At 39.1% G+C, this 20,909-nt stretch carries 16 protein-coding genes and 2 pseudogenes; 2 read left to right on the forward strand and 16 right to left on the reverse strand.

The annotated features are described in order from the left end of the window. Nucleotides 1-158 precede the first annotated feature (158 nt). Nucleotides 159-1,517, reverse strand: coding sequence for a reverse transcriptase domain-containing protein (locus H7J92_RS13945; protein WP_078817277.1), 1,359 nt, complete (start codon nt 1,515-1,517; stop codon nt 159-161). A gap of 890 nt (nt 1,518-2,407) precedes the next feature. Here H7J92_RS13945 and H7J92_RS13950 point away from each other — a divergent pair. Then, nucleotides 2,408-2,680 (forward strand): hypothetical protein, encoded by a 273-nt coding sequence (locus H7J92_RS13950; protein ID WP_078817276.1) that lies wholly within the window; start codon nt 2,408-2,410, stop codon nt 2,678-2,680. Between the two features lie 121 nt (nt 2,681-2,801). Here H7J92_RS13950 and H7J92_RS13955 read toward each other — a convergent pair whose 3' ends face one another. Next, nucleotides 2,802-3,047 carry a hypothetical protein gene (locus tag H7J92_RS13955; RefSeq protein WP_078817275.1) on the reverse strand — a complete coding sequence of 82 codons (246 nt, stop codon included), beginning with the start codon at nt 3,045-3,047 and terminating at the stop codon, nt 2,802-2,804. Nucleotides 3,048-3,535: 488 nt separating this feature from the next. On the opposite strand from H7J92_RS13955, the gene H7J92_RS13960 reads away from it, so the two are divergent. Continuing rightward, a complete protein-coding gene (locus H7J92_RS13960; RefSeq protein ID WP_078817274.1) occupies nt 3,536-4,582 on the forward strand; it encodes a hypothetical protein in 1,047 nt (348 codons plus the stop codon). A gap of 29 nt (nt 4,583-4,611) precedes the next feature. On the opposite strand, the gene H7J92_RS13965 is transcribed toward H7J92_RS13960, so the two are convergent. The 14 genes and pseudogenes from H7J92_RS13965 to H7J92_RS14030 all read right to left on the reverse strand — a co-directional run bounded on the left by H7J92_RS13965 (nt 4,612) and on the right by H7J92_RS14030 (nt 20,580). Further along, on the reverse strand, nt 4,612-5,133 hold the full coding sequence (locus H7J92_RS13965) for a hypothetical protein (RefSeq protein ID WP_078817273.1): 522 nt from the start codon (nt 5,131-5,133) through the stop codon (nt 4,612-4,614). Nucleotides 5,134-5,852: 719 nt separating this feature from the next. Beyond that, nucleotides 5,853-7,172 carry a serine/threonine-protein kinase gene (locus H7J92_RS13970; protein ID WP_078817272.1) on the reverse strand — a complete coding sequence of 440 codons (1,320 nt, stop codon included), beginning with the start codon at nt 7,170-7,172 and terminating at the stop codon, nt 5,853-5,855. Between the two features lie 599 nt (nt 7,173-7,771). Further along, nucleotides 7,772-7,884 (reverse strand): annotated as a pseudogene (locus tag H7J92_RS13975) (flagellin); the annotation flags it as partial. 814 nt (nt 7,885-8,698) lie between these two features. Further along, nucleotides 8,699-9,784: a DUF2920 family protein gene (locus tag H7J92_RS13980; protein WP_078817271.1), complete on the reverse strand. Its 1,086-nt coding sequence runs from the start codon at nt 9,782-9,784 to the stop codon at nt 8,699-8,701. 397 nt (nt 9,785-10,181) lie between these two features. Then, nucleotides 10,182-11,171: pseudogene (locus H7J92_RS13985) on the reverse strand (transposase). A gap of 246 nt (nt 11,172-11,417) precedes the next feature. Further along, nucleotides 11,418-12,098 (reverse strand): acylneuraminate cytidylyltransferase family protein, encoded by a 681-nt coding sequence (locus H7J92_RS13990; protein WP_078817270.1) that lies wholly within the window; start codon nt 12,096-12,098, stop codon nt 11,418-11,420. Beyond that, nucleotides 12,091-13,143 carry a nucleotidyltransferase family protein gene (locus H7J92_RS13995; RefSeq protein ID WP_078817269.1) on the reverse strand — a complete coding sequence of 351 codons (1,053 nt, stop codon included), beginning with the start codon at nt 13,141-13,143 and terminating at the stop codon, nt 12,091-12,093. The genes H7J92_RS13990 and H7J92_RS13995 overlap by 8 nt, the downstream gene beginning before the upstream one ends. After that, a complete protein-coding gene (locus H7J92_RS14000; RefSeq protein ID WP_078817268.1) occupies nt 13,140-13,769 on the reverse strand; it encodes an acetyltransferase in 630 nt (209 codons plus the stop codon). Before H7J92_RS14000 ends, H7J92_RS13995 begins: the two co-directional genes overlap by 4 nt. Next, nucleotides 13,762-14,841, reverse strand: a complete 1,080-nt coding sequence (gene neuB / locus H7J92_RS14005) for an N-acetylneuraminate synthase (protein ID WP_078817267.1) — start codon at nt 14,839-14,841, stop codon at nt 13,762-13,764. Before neuB ends, H7J92_RS14000 begins: the two co-directional genes overlap by 8 nt. Beyond that, nucleotides 14,838-15,974 (reverse strand): UDP-N-acetylglucosamine 2-epimerase, encoded by a 1,137-nt coding sequence (gene neuC / locus H7J92_RS14010; protein WP_078817266.1) that lies wholly within the window; start codon nt 15,972-15,974, stop codon nt 14,838-14,840. Before neuC ends, neuB begins: the two co-directional genes overlap by 4 nt. Next, nucleotides 15,971-17,131, reverse strand: a complete 1,161-nt coding sequence (locus H7J92_RS14015) for a LegC family aminotransferase (RefSeq protein ID WP_078817265.1) — start codon at nt 17,129-17,131, stop codon at nt 15,971-15,973. Before H7J92_RS14015 ends, neuC begins: the two co-directional genes overlap by 4 nt. Beyond that, nucleotides 17,128-18,129 carry an NAD-dependent 4,6-dehydratase LegB gene (locus H7J92_RS14020; RefSeq protein WP_078817264.1) on the reverse strand — a complete coding sequence of 334 codons (1,002 nt, stop codon included), beginning with the start codon at nt 18,127-18,129 and terminating at the stop codon, nt 17,128-17,130. Before H7J92_RS14020 ends, H7J92_RS14015 begins: the two co-directional genes overlap by 4 nt. Next, nucleotides 18,126-19,994 (reverse strand): motility associated factor glycosyltransferase family protein, encoded by a 1,869-nt coding sequence (locus H7J92_RS14025; RefSeq protein ID WP_176132515.1) that lies wholly within the window; start codon nt 19,992-19,994, stop codon nt 18,126-18,128. Before H7J92_RS14025 ends, H7J92_RS14020 begins: the two co-directional genes overlap by 4 nt. Continuing rightward, entirely contained in the window at nt 19,981-20,580 is a 600-nt protein-coding gene (locus H7J92_RS14030) for a DUF8042 domain-containing protein (RefSeq protein WP_078817262.1), read from the reverse strand. Before H7J92_RS14030 ends, H7J92_RS14025 begins: the two co-directional genes overlap by 14 nt. Between the last annotated feature and the right edge of the window lie 329 nt (nt 20,581-20,909).

A 20,909-nucleotide genomic window follows, 5' to 3' on the forward strand; every position in this document is an offset into this window, starting at 1 on the left:
GATAGTTTTATTGTTATGTTGTCCGCTTCAGGAAGGCATACATTTGTTGTACAGATTGCCAAAATAGAGTAGCGTCTGAATTGTCTAGCAAACACCCTGCACTAAAAACTTCGTCAATATTAATTTGTAGACAGTAATTCGTACAGAATAATATGCGTTTACTTAGTGTGACTTACTGTATAACCTAGCATTTTATTTATCTTTTCTCTCCTGTGGGTTACTTGTTTCAACATCAAATTATCAGTCTGTGGAGAAATTTCATCAAAAATTTCTTGCGATCTTGTAGCGTATGTTATAAAGTTCCCGTAGGGTCTTCTATCTATCCCTAAGTCAGTGTACAACCTATAAATTTGCTTTCTATAGGGTAACTTGTTTAGGCCTTGCTTTTCCATAGTGTTTTTCGCTTTTGCAATTAATCTCTTTGCATGACGGTAAAATTTTGAAGGGCTTTTCGCACGCATTTCTACAGTTTCCCCATCAAAGACAAAGCCTAAATAATCCATCCGTGTCGGGGAGGAAGTGAAAAAGTCCTCAATACAATTCCTATTATAGATGAAAGACTTTGTCTTATTTTTTTCAATATACATTCCATTTAATTTTACTAAAGAATATATGTCATCCTGTATGGACTTAAATTCTGTTACTTCAATACCGCCGTTTTCAGGTATTACTACTATAAAATCATCAGAGTATCTCCTATAGATCCCTCCATATTTACGCACCAATTGATTTACCTGTTCATCAAAATCAATGGCATAAACATTAGACAAAACAGCACTAATAGCTGTACCTTGTGGAATTCCATATTTCTCCTCATTAGTAGTAGGCTTATAAATGGTTCTGAAACCACGAAAGTCTTTTGAAGTTAAAAAATATTTATGTTTTTTTTGTTGTTTTAGCTCTTTGGGCGATCCTACATATTTATGAAGAAGCTTTTGGTTATAGTAAGAGTATTTAGTGACTGAACGAAATACTTTATACCAATCCCTCGGTAGCTGATCTCCTTTGATTTCCATAACTTTAAGTACTTTGTCTTTTAAATTCCTGTGCTTTATTTGATCAAAGTAACCTTTAAAATCTCCTATCATTATGTAACATGACCCGAAACTCTTTATTTTGTTAATGACAGCAGCAGCATGGTCGATATTACTTTTTCCTTTTTCCCCTTTTTTAGAACGATAAGCAATCGAGGTTTCATCTATAGATCTTTTCCGAACCCAATTATTATAGGCATCATTTAACTTATCTCCATAATACTTATAAATAAAATTATCTAAATGACTCGCATACATAATCATCCTTTTTTTAGTCTTAATGGGACGACTGTCAGGACGCGATTCATCAAAAACATATTTTTCGGTCTTGCTAATATATCGGATCAACGGGTAAAAGTTATGTGTTTGAATTTTCTTGTGATTGCTTACATAACTTTCTGTTTTACCGTTAAATTTTCTTTTATCATCAAAGTGTATATATTTCTTTGCTTTATAACCGTGTTTTTCTTTTTTGTATATCAAGGTGCGTCACTCCTTTTAATAGAGCAAAGCAGGTATCAATGCAGTTCTTGAATGCTACCTGCTCAGCACACCCACTACCAGCTGTCAATTATCAATTGAAAGCTACCAGTGAAGGCCATAGTCTGCCGCGGCCTAGGCCGTCGTTTACCACGGGACACTGCTATCTAAACTAATCAAGATACTTGTTATAATTACCTCAGGAGATTGGAGCTGCCTGTCCATGATTGTGCTCAGAGTCGTTTGTGACCTTCACCTCAAGGAATTGGAATCGTTGGCAACTATTTCAACTTCCTGTCGCTCAGCTGGTTATCCTTGTCTGTTTACAAGCCAGAAGATCGATTCGTTGAAACAAGTGACCTTATAACCATTGTTATAAGCACTTCAATAATACCACACTTTTGCAAAGTTTCAAATTATCTTTAAGGGATAATATTGAGGATTTCTGTTGGCTCGTTTCTGAGCAATCACAAGCAAGTTGGAGATTATTGTTTTAGTGTGCGGGATGTATATATAAGTCAGATTAGTTTCTTGGTTGTATCTTGCACAGGTGTATCTCACTAATACTGGCAACTTAACTGTCCTGTATGGATTATGGGATACACATGTTCACCGGAGTCTTGAAACCACGTTTTTTAATTGTGGCACCAGGTCTCTACAAAATTTAAACAGAATTCAAAACTGTATTTGAATGAAATCGCATACAGTATTCAAAAATCCAGAGATCATTCGCATAACCCTTTATGTAACGTGGATTTTCTTGACACGCCGTTGAAATTCACGCAATGCGTGTTATTATAAGTTTCTAGATCTAACTCAACTTAACTATAAATTCAATCGTCAAATTGGAAGTTAACAGGAAAAGTATTATGCTTAAGAAAGGATGAGAGGTTATGGAAATAACGTTGCTGGAACAAATAGCAGACGAGCTAACTTCTATCAAGTCACAGCTATCAGAGAATACGCAACTCACAAAGGCTATCTTCGACCGGCAGGATGAAAAGGATGCCCACGTGGAAGCACGCACACTGGATGTTCATAAACTACATGGCGAGCTTGCTTCTTTGAAACGGGGACAGGAACGCCAAGATAAGATTTTGGAATCGTTGGCAATGCGATCGCTTGAGCAAGAGACGGATCTTCGTGATTTAAGACGATTACAATGAATGAGGAATAGCTTAATTTAGATGAACTGCGCTTATTTTTTCGTGAACCATCCTTCGCTTACAACAGCAAAGGATGGTTCTTTTGATTAATTGTGTGGAGACCTAGGACTTCCCACCAAAATTACGCCAAATAATTCTCCAGCGACTGAATCGCCGCCTGATGTTCACGCAGCTGCTTATTCAACAGTTCACTCTCTTCCCCTGACAGCTGATAACCCGCCGCGTACTCTACAATCTTCTTCATCTTCTTCATCTTCTTCATCTTATTCAACCGCATCTCAATCTCTGCAAGGACCCGATCTTGCTGCTTAACTCGCTCCAGTTGCTGTTTAAGCAGTTCGAGTTCCTCTTTGGAGTTTTCATACATAACCGTCGTCTCCTTTTTCATTAAGTAGTACTGTTTATATCGGCTAATCAGGTAGATTATCTACTGGAAACAAGCTAGATAGTCTGCCTGATGTTCCAAGTCGGGTTAAGCCGGCAAACATAGGATAATAGAACAAGCTTTCCTATAAGCTGTTGAGTTTAATGGAGGTCAGCAAGCAATTATATCACCGGATTTGCGGGAAGTTGCTGGGGGATGGCTGTATAACGAAGCAAGGAAATCGGAAACCGAGGTTTCAATCCATTCACCGAATTGAAAATTTTGCTGGTCGGAATACTGCTATACATAACTAAAAGACTTTTTACCACTCACGCCCAACAAAGGGTTTTCAAAATAATTGTGTGGAGACCTAGCATTTTCCACTAAAGTACACAAATAATATATCGGCACTCAGCAGGAGCATGCTATAATGAAAACAAACGTTCTTTTCCAGGGATATTCTTCTAATCTAAAAAGGGAGGATTTTCGCTATGCCGAATGATCAAACTATTACTTATATCAGACAACATTTTCCTACTACCCCAACAGAAGTTGTAGCGGAAGCTGTTAATCTTACCATCAGCCAAGTTCGTACCTTGGCAAAAAAGCATAATATCAAGAAATGTGAATTATATAAAGAAGAATTGAAACGGCAACTTGTCACTGACAGGCGCAGATGGTTTGAGAGTAGCCTATCCCCTTTTAAGCCTTCGCACTATCAGGAACAACTTCTACTCGGCAGTCTGCTCGGTGACGGCTATATCAGTACAGGCGCGGCCAGGAGCGTAAACTGTCATTATCAGGAGCATTTCGGAGAAGATCAGCGTGAGTATCGTGAATGGAAACTAGCACAGCTAAGCGGCCTGCCATTTAACATTAACGGCAATTATCTACGTTCAGCGAGCCATCCGTATTTTAAGCAATTACGTCATGCCCTATATCCGGGCAGTCACAAGACACTGGATGAGGCATTTCTTGCCCGTTGTATCCACCCCGTTTTTCTAGCTGCGCTCTATATGGATGACGGCAGCCTGACGGTTTCATTCCGGTATAATGAACGCAACCGGACCGTTTACTGCATGCCGAGTATTATGCTGTATACACTGAATTTCACACGGCAAGAGAATCAGTTGCTGGCGGATCATCTGAATAAAACGTTCGGAACTAGCTTTGTATTGTCAGGTCATCCGGACGGCCATCAAAGTCTATTGAAGCTGAACAAGGAACAGGAAGTACGACATTTACTGTATACGATTGGTCCATATGTGAAAGAAATTGACTGTATGAGATATAAGAACGACTTGAAGGAAAACATTTCATTGAAAACAGAGTCATTACAGGAGAAATTCGGGAAGGATGTAAAAATTGTCGTTAGTTCATCTGAAAGATTTAAGGCATATACGCAGGAAGAGATCGAGCGGATGGTTGTTTTGAAGAAAGCAAATATTGCCGACCAGGTGATTGCAGATGAATTAGGCAGGTCTTATTGGTCGGTTGTTTATAAGTTGAGGAGACTGCGACGTGAAGGGATTTTATAATTGTGCGGGGTTTTGCTTTTATCCAGCAACTAGGATAAAGCGTTAGTTTTTCTTCCTTTTACCCCGACAGTAAAGATTGACCCGACAATAAGAATTGCCAAGGCGGAGACTAGCATAACTTTGAAATTAAGGGCGATGAGATACCAACCAACGCGAGCAATAAAATAAATCAGCCCAAGGAATATCACAATCCAGATACCAACAATGATCTTATTGAGGAACGCATCCTCTTTTTGCAACAGGGACTTACACAAAACGATACAGACAGTAACTGCGATGATAAATGCTAGTATTACTAACAGCATTGGTGCAAACAAATTGGTAAATTGATTATACGTATGATCTACTGCTATAACGGGTTTGACAAAAGCCGCTTTTATAATGTTTCCTAAAGCCTGAAAAAAATTATTGAATTTTTCACCTGCAATTTCATGATCTAGTCTGTCTTTAATTGGTCCAAGTAATTTATCAGCAGCTATCAACAAAAATAGGATGACCACTAATCCGACAGTAGAAAATAGTAAATCCGAATTACTCTTGACCTTATCCAATTTACTCTCCTCATTTCCTCTATTTTATAAACAATATGAAATAGGAAGAGTGAATAGGACAAATCATGAAAAAAGAACTACAATTTCTACTCCCGATTAGAAAGCGCAAACCATCCAAATGATTCATTAAAGTACGAATTGCCATCTGATGCCTTTGCAACTTCTAATTCAACAATTGTGGGGGGGTCTGGTACTTTCCACCATGTATACAAACTAGTATTGTGTTTGAATTGGTTGGGGACCAGGTACCTGATTTACAAACCGGAGTGACTGTAAGCCAACTGGTTGATTATTGTTTTAGAGTATGAAATGAATATAATCCAGATCAGTGTCCAAATTTTGTGGGAATCTGGTACGTAATTTATAGCCAACATACGCACGCCTTTTGCGAATTGTGGCTATACCTGACATCCCATTGTCGGGGTGAAATTCATCATTTCTGTATAGAGGTAGATAGGTTATGTATGCAATTCAGACTAGTGTCTGAATTGTGTAATAGGCACCCCAAACCAAGTATACTAATTCATCATTATTGAAATGCTATGCCTGTGCAATCGTTTAATTTTAATTATGTCCTCATCGTCTAATGTACCGAAGCTTAACAACTTCTTATAAACTTCTTCAACGACTACGTCGTTTTTCGATAAAAGTATAGGATGAGACTGAGTAGCTATAAAATAATATTCCGATTCCATATTCCTAATACGGATTTGCTCATCTCAGTCTAGCAAAACACTTTCCCCATCTATATCGGCAACGCCATCATCATACTCTTCCCTCGTTATATATCTATCCTTATACCATGCAGCCTCTTCCCATTGCACACCCCCTACTTCTGCGTAAATTCCAAAATGAGGCATAGGCTTCGTCTTAATGAGTAAAAATTGGTGATCAAGGGAATAGGAGTTTTTCAATGCCCATACTTTTTCAATTTTCATTTCCATACTATCCATAACCCATGTATCTTCGTAAATTTTGTAAATTCTTCTGTTAATGGAGCTATTGCTAAAGCCCTGAGTCCACCATAAATCCACTTCTCCTATTAAGTTGTTTATCCGTGTCATTATATTATTTATTTTTTTCGGGTTATTTGTTTCAATAAATCCCCTTTTTCCAGGGAAACAAAATAATAAAACGTCATTGAATTCCCTTAATTCCCCGATAACTCTGTTTATCTCTTTTTGCGCGTTAGATTCTTCTTTTACTTCTTGTAAAATCTTGCTCACTATATTCCGCACCTCTTCAATGGATTGCGGTCGGTCTACAGGTGAACGACTGAGCATTTTGTTAATTACTGATTCAATAACCACAAAAGACTTATCAACTGCAGTTAAGGGTGTCCTACTACCTCTTGCTACCCCACCAGTTATTAACCATGTAATAATTTGACCTAACGCGAATATATCCATCGTTGGGTGGGGTTGACTATCTTTTTCAAATTGTTCAGGCGCTGAAAAATCGTAGTTTGCCATCCTATCACTTTTCCTTGTATGTACAAATCTTTCGTAAAACTCAGGGTCAAACCAGGAAATTCCAAAGTCAGCTAAAACTATTTCATCATTATCACCAATCAATATATTCTCAGGTTTCAAATCTCTATGAACGATGTTATTCTTATGAATAACAGATATGGCATTTAGAAGCTTTTCGAAAGTTCCATTTATCTCACTAAAGGTCGAAAACTCTTTTCCTTCTTTCCATTTTTTTAAAGTACGAGGGTATTTTTTCATTAAAATGTATGGAAACTGTGTACCATCAATCTCCAAATGCCCGAAGTAATAAATTGGTACGACAGCTCTTGTTTCTGCTAGCTGAACGATTTCTCTAAATTCAGTAATTAATCTATTGTACTTTGAGGAGCCATTTTCCTCTGCTAAAACTTTTAATGCCACCTGACTCTTTCCGAACTGGGCGTTATATACAATGGCATTCCCGCCCTCGCCAATTTTTTCTTTTACATCAATTATCCCCAATGTAGATGTAATTTTCTTTTCTTTTTTGATAAATTGTCCGATCTTCCTTTTATTTTCTCGAACCATAGTTAGTTACCTCCAACATAAAATATATAGTAAATGTATTTATCTTTCTAATTTGGAATATCGCTATTTGGCTCTCTATTAAATACATGAAGTTTTCCGCAATTAGGTCAATTCAAAGCAGTTTCATTTACAGTCAGTTTTTTTGCTTTACTTGATAACTTATATCGGAGTAAATTCTCATTCGGGGCTTAAAAGGTAAAAAAGACCCTAGAAAATCTAGGGTCTTTAATATTAACGTAACAACTGAAGAACGCCTTGAGGCTGCTGGTTTGCTTGCGACTTGTCCCGTTATTTCTAAACGAGGTCAGACTATATCTTCACCCTTATACTACAAGGGGCTGGGCACTTCGAATGTTACGACTCGTAACACCCTACGGATTTCATCGTCGTAGCGGTTGCCTTAAACGGTATATCCTAGTCGTTGAACGTTCCCCACGGTTTCCCGACAGGGGCTTCGCTGCTGATTGTCCAATCTCTTCTTTTTCAAGCCGTCGCGTTTACCGTTTCCAGTTCCGCTGTGGCAGAAGAGCTCTCAGGAGGTTCCAGCAATTCACCCAGTGATGCTCTAACCAGTTACCCGGTTAGACGCCCGTACAACATTATCGAAGAAGTTGTAATACTCCTTGCGGTGACTGTGTGCTTGAGCCAACATTGCTTGTGCTGCTTGAGTTAAGATGTTGTTCTTCGTAAAGTCCATCATCTCTTTCGCCATCGTGCGAACATTAGCTTTCACTAATGACTAGACTATATCTTCACCCTCCACTTTCGGGTAGGGGCCGGGCACTTCGGATCGGCAAGTTACTCAGTCCTGCGTCTCCTATGGATTTCATCATCGTAGCTTGCGCCTTAGATGGTCTATCCTAGTCGTTGAACCTTCTCCACTCTTTCGAGACAGGAGCTTGGCTGCTGATTGCCCAATCTCTTCTTTTTTTGAGCCGTCACGCTTACCGTTTCCAGTTACGTTGTGGCAAGAAAAGTTTCAGGGGTTTCCAGCAATTCACCCGGCCGTACTCTCTGACCGTCACCAGTCAGGACGACTGTGTCTGTTGTTGCTTAGGCAGCTAAGACATAATCCACGGCGGATACGGGATTCCGCAACTATAGTTGTGTATTGCATATGTTCTCGTAATCATCGCGGCATGCCGTCGTCCGGAATCTTTTCTGATACGGGATGGATTGGATCGAATAGCTTTATGTATACATTGTGTCCCTTCTCTTCCGCAGCGACCGTCTTCACCAGCACTTCTGCTGCCGCCTTACTCGCGAAATACGCACCAATGCCCACAATTAAGTTTTTGAATCATGCCAAAATGTCCTTTCCGTTTCCATTCTTATGAATCAGCGGCAGACAAGCCTACGGATTGAATATATCCTTCTTTGTGTCGGAGTATTGAGTTGATTGCTCACGTTGCTCACAACAGTGTCTAAATTTAGGGAACATCGAGAGCTTGAGCTTATGAAATGATAATAACTGTTAGCATTAAAATCGCAACTTCACTCATAATTGTCCATGCTTTCATTTTACCTCACAGTTCTAGCACAAACACCGGTAACCCATGATTATAATTCACAGTAATCTTTGTATTGGAAAGTTGGATTTCATCGATTCTCTTCATCGTTTGCTCATTTTCATAATCACCCATTTTTTCAAGAGCCCATTCAAACATATTGAGGAAATCGGCATCCAAGCCATGCATATTAGATTTGAATATTTGATTATCTATATCTTTTACATCAACTAACACAAATATGGAGTTTTCTATTTTCGAAACAACTTTTTCTTTTAACCGGTAATCGATTAAACTGTCATTTGTTCCTTGAAAAACAATCATCTTAGCATGATTATTAAAGTTATCGTAAAGCGTATTGAGACTTAGTGCTTTTTTGTCTGTAACAACCTCTTTTGCAAGATAATCAAATTCAATTTGAAGAAGCATGGAGCCATATTGCTGATATAAACATCGATTAGCCGATAAGTAGACCGGCTCAATCCAAGCCGAATTGTCGACGATGTATGAAAATAAGTGTGGGGCCAATCGGTTACTTAAATGTAATAGGTGTGCCCCATGAGAATGTCCATAACCAATAACTTTTCTTTCATTAAAAGGCAATCCATTTTCCTTTAAAATGGTTTTAATCGTCTCTAGCGCTGTCACAATGTCAATAGCCTGCATAAATCCCATATCATTAAAATTATCATTTGTTTCAACAAGCTTTGCCATTACTGGAAGCCTCAGAGATTTCGTTGAAAGTAAATTCAATAAATCAGATGGATTTCTCTGAAGCGCTTCTAACCCATCGACATTCAGATGCCTCTCCACTTCCACCATTCCGTTTTTTAGATTAAAGTTGTCTGCCCCTTGCATAAATTCATCTCCGAAAAATGAACATTGTACTGTTACAAGGTTATATTTATCTGCAAATACATCACGCATTTTTTTATATACCTTTGATTCAATATGGGCACCGAAACCAGGAACCAAAATTAATATTCCTGTTTCATCTGACATTCCTGAATTTGGAATTGAAAAATCAATTCGAAGATCCCGGCCTGTTGAACCATTATATATATTAGGATGCGCAGGTATTGTTATACTTTGATTTCCTGCCATCATAGTCTCCTTTTAAACGTCACTAATTCCTTGCCCTTTTCTTCAACCAATAAATTGGAGTAAATAGTCGAACGATAAGAAGAAACTTCCTAGAATTCAAATTTATTAGACATAGAATAAAATATTATATTATCTAGACAGAGAGCACAGAAGCAACAGATTAGTGTTATCAAATCAATACGAGCAAGAGTTGTTTGACAAACAGTAATATTAGCACTGCACTCCGTTATTCTATGAGTAATTTTAAATTACACTAATGTCGCATAAATAGGTTTAAAATATTCCGACCTCTCTTTTTGGCTTTCAAGTAAAAAATGAAGACACCAGATCAGAGACAGTATAGATCCATTTTCCCACTATAACTTTTGTCTACTGTGACAGAAACTGATCGCCCACGTTATGGCATGCTTGTTCCTTCGATTTTTCGAAGCCAGATATATGCGGGCTTCCATAAAGAAGCTTTCAAATAGCAGATGATCTGCAAGAACGTTCGCTTACTTCCAGTCCGCAGCTGGGCAAGGACTTTCGGGCAATATACAATCATCGCAATATACACTTGATTGTGCATGCCTTGCTGGTTTTGTGCGAAGAATTTTTTGCTGTTCAAATATTGTTTCATCCGTTAGAAGAACAGTTCAATGGCCCAACGAGACTTATATAGTTCCGCGATTTCATCTGCAGACAAATCAAATCGGTCGTGACCAGGTTCAGTTAATTGCCTATGGAACCTAACACTTTCAATATATGGAACAGATTCTCCGACCTATTGCGGGACGTGCCGATGACAACCATTTCATCGGACAACACGACAGTGTCTTCCCGCAGTTCGAAGTGCTCGAGTGAACGGACCACTGCGGTCGAGCACATACATGCATTCCTTATCGCCGACTAGCACTTCTAGCTGACCGCGATCAATGATCCTTGGCGCTTGTCAAAACCGCCTGGTCAGGAAGGCACCAGCCCTTTCCAAAGAGCACAAGTCGCAGGGGAAGCTTGATTACCGAACTTGGTTTTCGAAACGTCGCCCGTAGGTGGTTAATCAAATTCAAAGGCAATGTACTGGAATCGATAATTTTCAGTGGAGTCATTCGCTTGCGTCGCGTCTGGGAATCGGTAGCATCATAAATCTGTGCGACCAAGTCGAGAAAAATGACCTGAAAGAATTCCGTCAGTACCTGGCGCAATCTCCTGCCGGGCTGCGAGAAGCTGTTGGAATCAAAGTTCGTAGCTTCCTGTTGTTCTTAGTAAAATACGCTGTCACTGACGTTTCCGTTTCATGAAGCTGTGCATAGAAGAATAAGTTCATAAACGAAGCCATATGCAACTCCTTAGTATAGTAGACAAGACAATGGAGTTGGAACTGTTCCGTAAATAATTCATTGGAAATTGATTATAGTCATTACTCAAATGCAGTTTTTCGTGTAATCTTATCCAAAAGATTGCCCTTTATTTTGGATTTGTATGGATTACTACTTCCATCCTATTATAAAGGACTTTTTTATGGAAAAGATTATTTCAAAGTTATTCTGAACTAAGTAATGTAAGATTTTATTTTAATGCGACATTAGTGTTTAAATTACTATATTTTCATTCTTACCCTTTTCTCTCCTGTAAATATCCTACGTTAAACAAGTCAACCCAACATCCACTCACAAGCTTTAAAATCCATCTCAGTATCAATATCATAAGAACGTTCTTTAGGCATCTTATAAGCAACGGTTAAATCTGTTAAAAAGGATTTCGTATTTTTTAGCCATTCAACCTCAGCTACATAAACCGCGCCATTCAGTACAAAAACTGAAGGTAAATCTTGTCTTCGCTTCGATAAATCTGACTGAGATAGAAGAGGTTGCAACTGTTGATTGTCTTCTATCCTATACATCCAATATGGTGACTCTTGTGTTTCTGTTACGCTTACGCATGCCGGGGCAGATTCTTCTATCATAATTTCAATGGTTCGATCAATGTCTTCAGCTATTCGTAACGGAGAAGTAGGCTGCAATAATACAACATAATCATAGCCTTCCACTTCTTGTAATGCATGCAAGATGGGTTCAATACCACGAGTTGTGTCTTGTGCTAGTTCATCTGGTCTGACAAATGGCACGTCACAACCGTATTTTTTCGCAGTTTCTATGATTTCTCTATCTTCAGAGGAAAGTATCAATCGGTCAATATATTGTGATCTTTGCGCTTCTTCAATTGTCCATGCAATTAAGGGCTTCTCCGCCAAATTTTTTATATTCTTCCCAGGGACACCTTTTGAACCCCCTCTTGCAGTGATGACTGCCAGCACTTTTTTGTCATTAATCATAGAATATCTCTCCATAATCCCCATTAGCTTTCTCAAAATCTGCCATTCGTCCGATATCTAGCCAATATTCCCTCAATGGAAATGCACAAACGTTTTGCCGCTCTCTCATAAGACTTCCAAATAATTGTGGCATGTCAAAAAATGCATCGCGTGGTATGTACTCTAGTGCTTCCGAGTTCAATACATAAACACCTGCGTTCACAAAACTTTTATGAACAGGTTTTTCCACAATAGATAACAATCTGTCGTTTTCTGTCTCAATTACGCCATATGGTATTTGATATTCATACTCTCTAACACACATTGTAGCCTTAGATTCGGCTTCCAAATGAAAATCCAAGAGTTGTTCAAAATTAATCTTTGTCAATAAATCCCCATTCATAACGAAAATCGGTTGATCCGGTATTTCAGCTAAAAGAGACAAAGCCCCAGCTGTCCCAAGACGTTTATCTTCTTCGATATATCCTATATTCACACCAAGATGTGAACCGTCCTGAAAATAATCTTTTACGATTTCTTTTTTATAATTCACAGTTAAAATGAATTGCTCAAATCCATAATTTTTGAAGCCTTCTATTATCGTTTCAAGTATTGGCTTATTTCCCACGTTTAGCATAGGTTTTGGGATAGACTCTGTTAACGGACGGAGCCGTGTTCCGAGACCACCTGCCATCAAAACAACTTTATTGTCTTTCCTTAAAGATCTTTTTAATTCATCAGAGAATATAATCCGCAGTAAATTTCCCTTTTCATCTACTACTGGCAGCTGTTTAATCCCATATTGTTTCATATATCTCCTATATGCCGACGGATGCTTACCTTGTTGCACAACATGTGGGGATTGATTCATCACTTCATCAATAGACGAGTCTAAAGCAAGCCCTTTCAGAATCCCCCTCCGGATATCTCCATCCGTCACAGTTCCTAATAACCTGCCGTTCACCTCGACGACTGCTGCAAATTGCATGGTCGTCTCGTCAATCAATTTCATTGCTTGAATGATAGATGTGTCGGGTGTTAGCAATACATCTTTCCAGGTACTCATTGCTTCGCCTCCTTTGCCGGCACTCCATACACGGTCTTGCCGTCTGCTATATCATTTATCACGACTGAGCCTGCACCTATCAACACATGGCTTCCGATCTTGATCCCTTGTATAATTGTTGCTCCTGTACCTATGTGGGTAGTGTCACCAATTTGTACGCCTCCTGAAATCGTGACGCCTGGAGCGATGTGAGAGTGACAGCCTATTGAACAATCATGGTCTACCTTTGTACCTGTATTTAGAATTACATTTTCTTCTATCACACTATTCGTCTGCATGATAGATCCAGCCATAATTTGACACCCCTCTTCGACTTTAGCAGAAGGGGCAATTATGGCAGATGGATGAATTACAGTAACAAATGTGTATCCTAGCATTTTAAAGTGTTGAAATATAGTCGATCTTACATATGGCAAGTTAACTGATCCTAACCCCAATACCAGCTCAACTTCACTTGGATCGAATGCTCGGATTGCCTCATCCGCTCCTAAGTAATTCAGACTGAAAAAGACTTTATTTGGCTCGGGAGAAGTATAGCCCAAAACATTTCTTTGTTCTAAAAGAAGGATTTCAGCCAAGACAGACGCATGTCCGCCATCTCCTAAGATAATCACCGGCTTATTCATCCAACAAATCATCCTTTTCATATGATTTATTAGCCGGTCGTCCTAGTAACAACCAATAGCTGTTTGGCGACATCCCATTGCCAGGGCGCTTAATTGTAATATTTGAATGAGTGAATAGCTCACCTTCAGTAATAGTAGTAGTGGCAACTAAGCTTTTCCGAACTGCATGCTGATTTGCCAACTCAATAGAAGAAGGTTCCTTCATGCCGTTGCCCATTGCTTTTTCAACACGTCGAATTTCACTAACCATTTTGCCTAATTCACTCGGTTCCAGCGAAGCTGCATGGTCAGGTCCGGGCAGTTTTCGATCAAGTGTAAAATGTTTTTCAATAACTACTGCTCCTATAGATACGGCCGCTATAGGTATGGAGATCCCTGTCGTATGATCCGAAAAACCAATTGGCAAATGTAATTCTTTACGCATTTGATTCATAGCACGCAAATTCACCGATTCAGGCGGCGCCGGATAGACAGTTGTGCAATGTAAAACCGTTACATACTTCTTTAATACTTCTTTTGCCGATTCTGTCGAATAAAATTCTTTGACTGCTTCTACTTCAACATTATGATTTGGCAAAGCAAGGCCGTATGCGATGAATGACAAAGCTTCATGAATTTGGCTCAACGTGGCCATGCCTGTTGATAGAATGATCGAACGCCGCTTCGTTGCTATATAATGCAATAAAGGGCTGTTTGTTAATTCACCAGATGGAATTTTCACTTGTTGCATGTCCATCTCATCAAGCAAAAAATCGACACTCTCAAAATCAAAAGGTGTCGATAAGAATGTAATGGACTTCTGATCACAGTACTCTTTCAATTCCCTGAATTCATCGTAAGTAAGCTCCAAACTTTTCAACATTTCAAACTGCGATGTTTTCTCTCCGATATTATCCACTTGATAATCAGCCTGCTGCGCTTCCTTCGTGACCAAGTTTTCAGTTTTATACGTCTGGAATTTCACTGCATTTGCGCCCGCGTGTTTAGCGGTGTCTATTAATTGTTTGGCCAATAGTATAGATCCATTATGATTGACGCCTGCTTCGGCGATGATATATATCTGATCATTCATAAGTCAAAGAACTCCTTTCGGATAGGTTCTTTCGGAAAACTTTTAATTTCGCTTACGATTTTCTCGGAGACTTGTCCATCTCCAAATATTGTTTCATAAGATCCTGAGTAATTAATCGCTTCTTGTATAGCCCTGTAAATTGACTCCTCATTCAGTTCAGCCTGAATAACTGAGGAAGGACGTTCTCTTCCCGACTGACGTTCACCACAGTTCACAGTGGGGGTATTCAAGTATGGAACTTCGATTAGTCCGCTAGATGAATTACCAATCACTGCAGCAGCATGCTTGGCAGCGCTCAAGTATTTTAATTGACCTAAAGAATCGAATAGATAGGCATTGCTTCTTTCTGCAATAAAATCCTCGATTAACTTATTAATCTTTCTCCCGCCATTATCTGCATTTGATTTAGTGAACAGCAAGTTAAACTCATTAAAATTATTTAAGACATTTAAAAGCGGTGTTATGCCGTTTATACATCCATTCGTCTCAGGGTGAAATGTTATTAGAAAGAATGGCTTTGTACTAGAGATAGAAAGCTCTTTATACAATTCAACCTTATCCAATAATGAAGCTTTTAATATACCTTCTATTCCCAACGCACCAACATTCCAAACGCGATCCGGGTTTTCCCCCATTTGAATTACGCGTTTCCTATGTATTTCTGTGCTGACAAAATGCCAAGTTGCCATTTTTGTAACAGAATGACGGATGGCATCATCGTAAGCACCATAGGTCAGTTCTCCTCCATGTAAATGGATTATCGGTATATTATGTATAAGTGCCGACTGAGCTGCCGACAATATTTCAAATCGGTCTCCCAATACCATTACCATATCAGGTTGCAGACGTTCAAGAGCTTCAGCAAAACCAATTGTGGCCAAGCCAATTGACTTGATCACGCCTACAGACGTGTCAGACGATAGGAGCATTTCTATCTTTTCATTAACTACAAAACCATCTTCTTCAATCTGTTCGTAAGTCAATCCAAACTCTGGAGATAGATGCATACCTGTTACAATCAACTGCATATCTAATTCATGATCATCTTGAATTTCTTTCATAAGCCAATATAGCAAACCATACTCCGCTCGTGTACCAGTAACCACACAAACTTTTTTCCTATTCACACTCATACACCCTTTCGTAAAGGATTAGATGGAACGTTTATTAAATTCCTCTTAATTGAAACAGTAATATCCAAATTGCTTTTCGGACTTGTTTCATATATTGGTAATAGATGCAAAGGAGTCCAAATCGGTCTAGCTATTACGTCTTCACCGTTGAGCTGCGCAAGAATTTCATCTAACTTATATTGTTCAGGATCAATAAAAAGTGCCTGCAACCAGTAATTACTTTTAGCATAGTCGCACTCGGTAAATAACTTAACTCCTAGCATATCTTTGGTCAGTCTTTGATACTCATTGACCAAATCTCTTTTAGACTGGATAAACCCCTCAATTTTTTCTAATTGTGCGCAACCCAATGCAGCATTTATATTTGGCATCCGATGGTTGTAACCAATTTCATCGTGAACATATTCCCATTTATGCGGTACTTTTGCCGTAGTTGTCAGATGCTTTGCATAGTCAGCCAACTGGTCGTCATTCGTAAGAATCGCTCCGCCTCCGCCAGTCGTGATGATTTTATTTCCATTAAAACTTAATGCGGATGCAAGACCAAATCCGCCTGTATGTTTCCCTTTATAATAGGAACCTAAAGATTCTGCCGCATCTTCCACCAAAACAAGATGGTATTTTTCACATACTTCAAGTAAAAGATCCAAATCAACAGGATGGCCGAATGTATGCATAGGAACGACTGCACGAATGAGTCGCCCTGTTTGCTTATTAAATAGTTGCCGATTTTTTATTTCTCCGATATCTTTAATATGCTCCTCCAACTTTTGAGGATCCAACCCAAGAGTACTTTCATTAACATCTACAAAATGAGGTATAGCCTGCAGGTAACTGACTGCATTGGCGGTCGCAATGAAAGTTAAAGACGGCATGAATACCTCTTCATTAGCCTGTACCCCTGCTATCTTCAAGGAGATATGCAGAGCTGAAGTCCCGTTTACAACAGCAACCGCCCTCTTCACGCCAGTATACTCGGCAAGATCTCGTTCAAAACGATCAACATAGCTTCCGACGGAAGATACCCATCCTGATTGAACACAATCGGTTACATACTTGATTTCTGTTTCATCAAAAGTTGGTTCATGCAACGGAACAATATTTTTACCGTACATTCTCTTAATTTGATCGGCAAATTCAATCCATTGATCATTCATATGTTATACACATCCGTTTTGTAAGTGGCTAAATTTTGAGGATTAGTAAACCAATCAATCGTTTCCTTCAAGCCTAGTCTGAAGCCCTCTTTGCCACCGTAGATAGGTTCCCACCCAAGTAATTCTTTAGCTTTACGATTATCCGCCCACAGCCGTTCCACTTCACTTTTACTTGGACGCAGCCGTTGTTCATCTGTTTCGATGTGCAAATCAACATTCATTAACTCTGCAATGATTTCAGCAGTCTCTCCGATAGAAACTTCATAGTTGGAACCGATATTAATAACTTCTCCAACGGAACGGCTGCTATTCATAACAGAAATAAATCCATTCACTGTATCTTTTACATAATTGAAATCACGTGTTGGACTGACAGCACCTAATTTGATGCTTGTCTGTCCTGCTGCGAGCTGTCCGATAATTGTCGGAATGACGGCTCTAGCTGACTGTCGCGGTCCGTATGTATTGAACGGACGAATAACAGCAACCGGGAGATCGAACGACTTATTGAAAGACAAGGCCATTTGATCTGCTGCAATCTTCGTAGCTGAATAAGGAGACTGTCCCTGTAATGGATGATTTTCATCTATCGGTACATATTGTGCTGTTCCATAAACTTCACTTGTAGAAGTGTGCACAACTTTCTCCATTCCCAACTCACGGGCTGCCTGCACTACATTAAGCGTTCCTTTGATATTCGTATCTACGTATGTATCAGGCGAATGATAGGAGTAAGGAATCGCTATGAGTGCTGCTAGATTCAACACATGTGTGCAGTCCTTCATTGCTTCTTTGACACCATACGGATCACGGATATCACCTGTAAATACGTCTAATTCCTTCTTTACCTCTGAAGACAAGGTATCTAGCCATCCCCATGAGTTGAAAGAATTATAATAAACAAAAGCTCTGACATCATATCCACTTCGAATTAATTCTTCTGTTAAATGAGAGCCGATGAAACCATCAGCTCCAGTGACTAATACTTTATTTTTCATATAGTATCTTCTCCATTCATAGAGTCGATCTCAGACTTCATCTCTTCAAAATACGGCAGAACAAAATCATGATGAATAGCCACTTCGTGCAAGTAGCGGCCGAAAGAATTGACAACTGTATTAGCTTTTTTCTCAACATTTTCTTCATAACGTATATCTTTGACTTTTAAAGAAAGTTCTTCATTTTGCACCCGCACAAGCGGTTCTAGGAAACCCTGATAATATTCGTTTTGTTTCAGGCGGTTGAATAGTTGGTCAAAAGCCGCAAATTGCTTTTCTATGTTACGAAAACGTCTTTGCTCTTTTGCAAGTTGAATTTGTTCAAGTTCATTTAAAAGAATTTGTATTTCTTTTCGAATTGAACTAGCCATATCAGCTAAAAGTGCGGAACGTTTTTTTATGAATGTTACGTCATAACAATTGGTAACTGAACTAAAAAAATCTATAACCTGCTTTTCAGAAAAAAATGTTTCAATAACCTCTTTTAGAACCATATACTCAGCGCCCTCTATATGTGCGCCTTTCTTAGTTGTATTAATAACTTTTACAGAAGGATTAGATGCGATATACATTTCAAGCTGACTGCGCATACGGTTAAAGTCGTCACTTGACTCAATTTCATTTCCTTCCACATCTTTAATTTTTAAAGATTTTTCCTGCTCTTCCTCGTTAAGTTCATTTTCCACAAAATCATAGCGAATGCCTTTTGCATACCGGTGATTTTGAAGATAACCTAAGTTTTGTCCCGCTAAAATAACAGGGTTTGCACCTAGCTTGGCTAATAATTGCAATGTTACTACTGCAATAGATGGAGCGTCGAAAACAATATCAATAGATTGAGCTGTATCTAATAGTTTAGGTGAAACTGAATCTTGACTGGTGATCATATGGAACATGCTTCCTGGATAATTCTCTAATGTTTCAAATCCCACGGAACTGCCGAAAATCAAAGGTATTTCAGGTATATTCTTTTCTTTTAATTTTTCAAATACTTTCTGATTTCTCTCAGATGGGTCATACGTACAAGCCACATCCGGATAAATCCCCTGCTCAATCAACGCATTAATCGCAGAACCAACTGAAAAGATATAAGCTAAACCATGTTCCTTAATATACCTCAGATTCTCAAACTCTTCATTCAACGAAGGCCCGGCAGCAACAATGATTGCAGGCTTCCCTTCAAAAGCGCTCCGATTAATGTCACGCAAGATATTCGGCGTTTGTAAAACAGTAGGGAAGTTCTTTATGGAGTTAATGGTCCATCGCTTTTGAAAAGCGACATTAGTTGCAAGAACGCTGTGTCTGTCTTTCACTGATTCAAGGGCTTTTTGGAAGATGATTTGAATTTGTTCTCCATAAATCTTTTCATAGACAGGCAGTGTAATAATCTTTAGGACATTATTAGATGCCGCCAGAAGTTGCTGGACCTCAAACATTACTGTTTCTTCTTTAGTTCCAGTGAAAATCTTTTCTAACTGCCGAATGGGCAGTTCGTCAAGACGAAAGTTCGATAAATACATATGCAGTAATTCTTCGTTTGGTTCATAAATAGAAAACTTCGCATTAGGGTGCTTTTCCATGAACGCTTCGATATGCGCGCCGGTGCCTATGCCCGCAAAGAGTACATGTTTAATGACTTCCCCATCAAATTTCCCGGCAAATCGCTGCGCTTCTTTCTGCGGGTCGTATTTACTTTGCAAGTAGAGAGGCTTACCGTCATGCAGTACTTTTATTGTAAGTGCCCCAGTTCTTGCCGGTTCAGAGAACACCGTCCCGCTCGCCGGCTGGTCATCCCACTTAGAAAGACGCTGCAATAGTTCCCGGTCTTTAAAACGCAGCACATTGCGATTATCAATTAAGATCATGGCGCAAACCCTCATTGTCCATAGTCAACTGTATTTCTTTTTCTAATCCCTCAAAGTTCGGCAACAATTCATATTGAATGATATCCCCGATCAATACATTATCTTCATTCTCTATAGCTTCGGCCAAACTCAAAATATCTTCCTGCAATTTGTTGGAAATAGTAATATATCCTTGCCAATTCGACGGTACCGCCATGCTTTTTCCGATGGTCATCAGCATTTCATTGATCCATTGAAGTCCGCCAAGCAGCTGATCAAGAGTCGTCCATGTTTCAGGTTGTGGATTATCATAGAAAGCTTCTGCTAACGGCGCCAGTTCCGGGATTGCGCGCTGTGTATATTCTTCAGCAGAAAGAAGCAGATCATTTACAAATTCCTTAACTGTCTTCGCAATAATTTCTAGCTTTTCAATTTTCTCAGCATGTTCATTCAGATAGTTTTCATGATCTTCATAGACTTCTGCCCCGTCTGCGATAAAATGACTTAAATAATAATCTTTCGCCAATAAGTTGTTAATTTGTTCAATAATATTTTCAGCAGTTGCATTGTCGAGAGTGGTCGTCTGCTGTTGAAAAATCAGTTCCACGGAGAACGCCTCCAGTTGATAGTTTTATGTAAAGTGTAACATATTTATATAGTATATATCGGCGGAAAATCAGTATTTTGAAGGAAGAGCTTTGAAGATGGTATTGTTGGAATAACTGATTCAGCAAGATATAGATATCATTACGTCAATTGCCATGCTAATGCTATGATAAAAAACATACGTTCCTATATGTGGTTTACTTTAATCTGAGAAGGAGGATCTCACTATGCCAAGTGATGAAACCATTTCCTATATCAAACAGCATTTTCCCACTACTCCTACAAAATTATAGCTGACGCTGTCAATCTCACTATCAGCCAAGTTCGTAC

The organism is Sporosarcina aquimarina, from assembly GCF_019748715.1.
Taxonomy (GTDB): domain Bacteria; phylum Bacillota; class Bacilli; order Bacillales_A; family Planococcaceae; genus Sporosarcina; species Sporosarcina newyorkensis.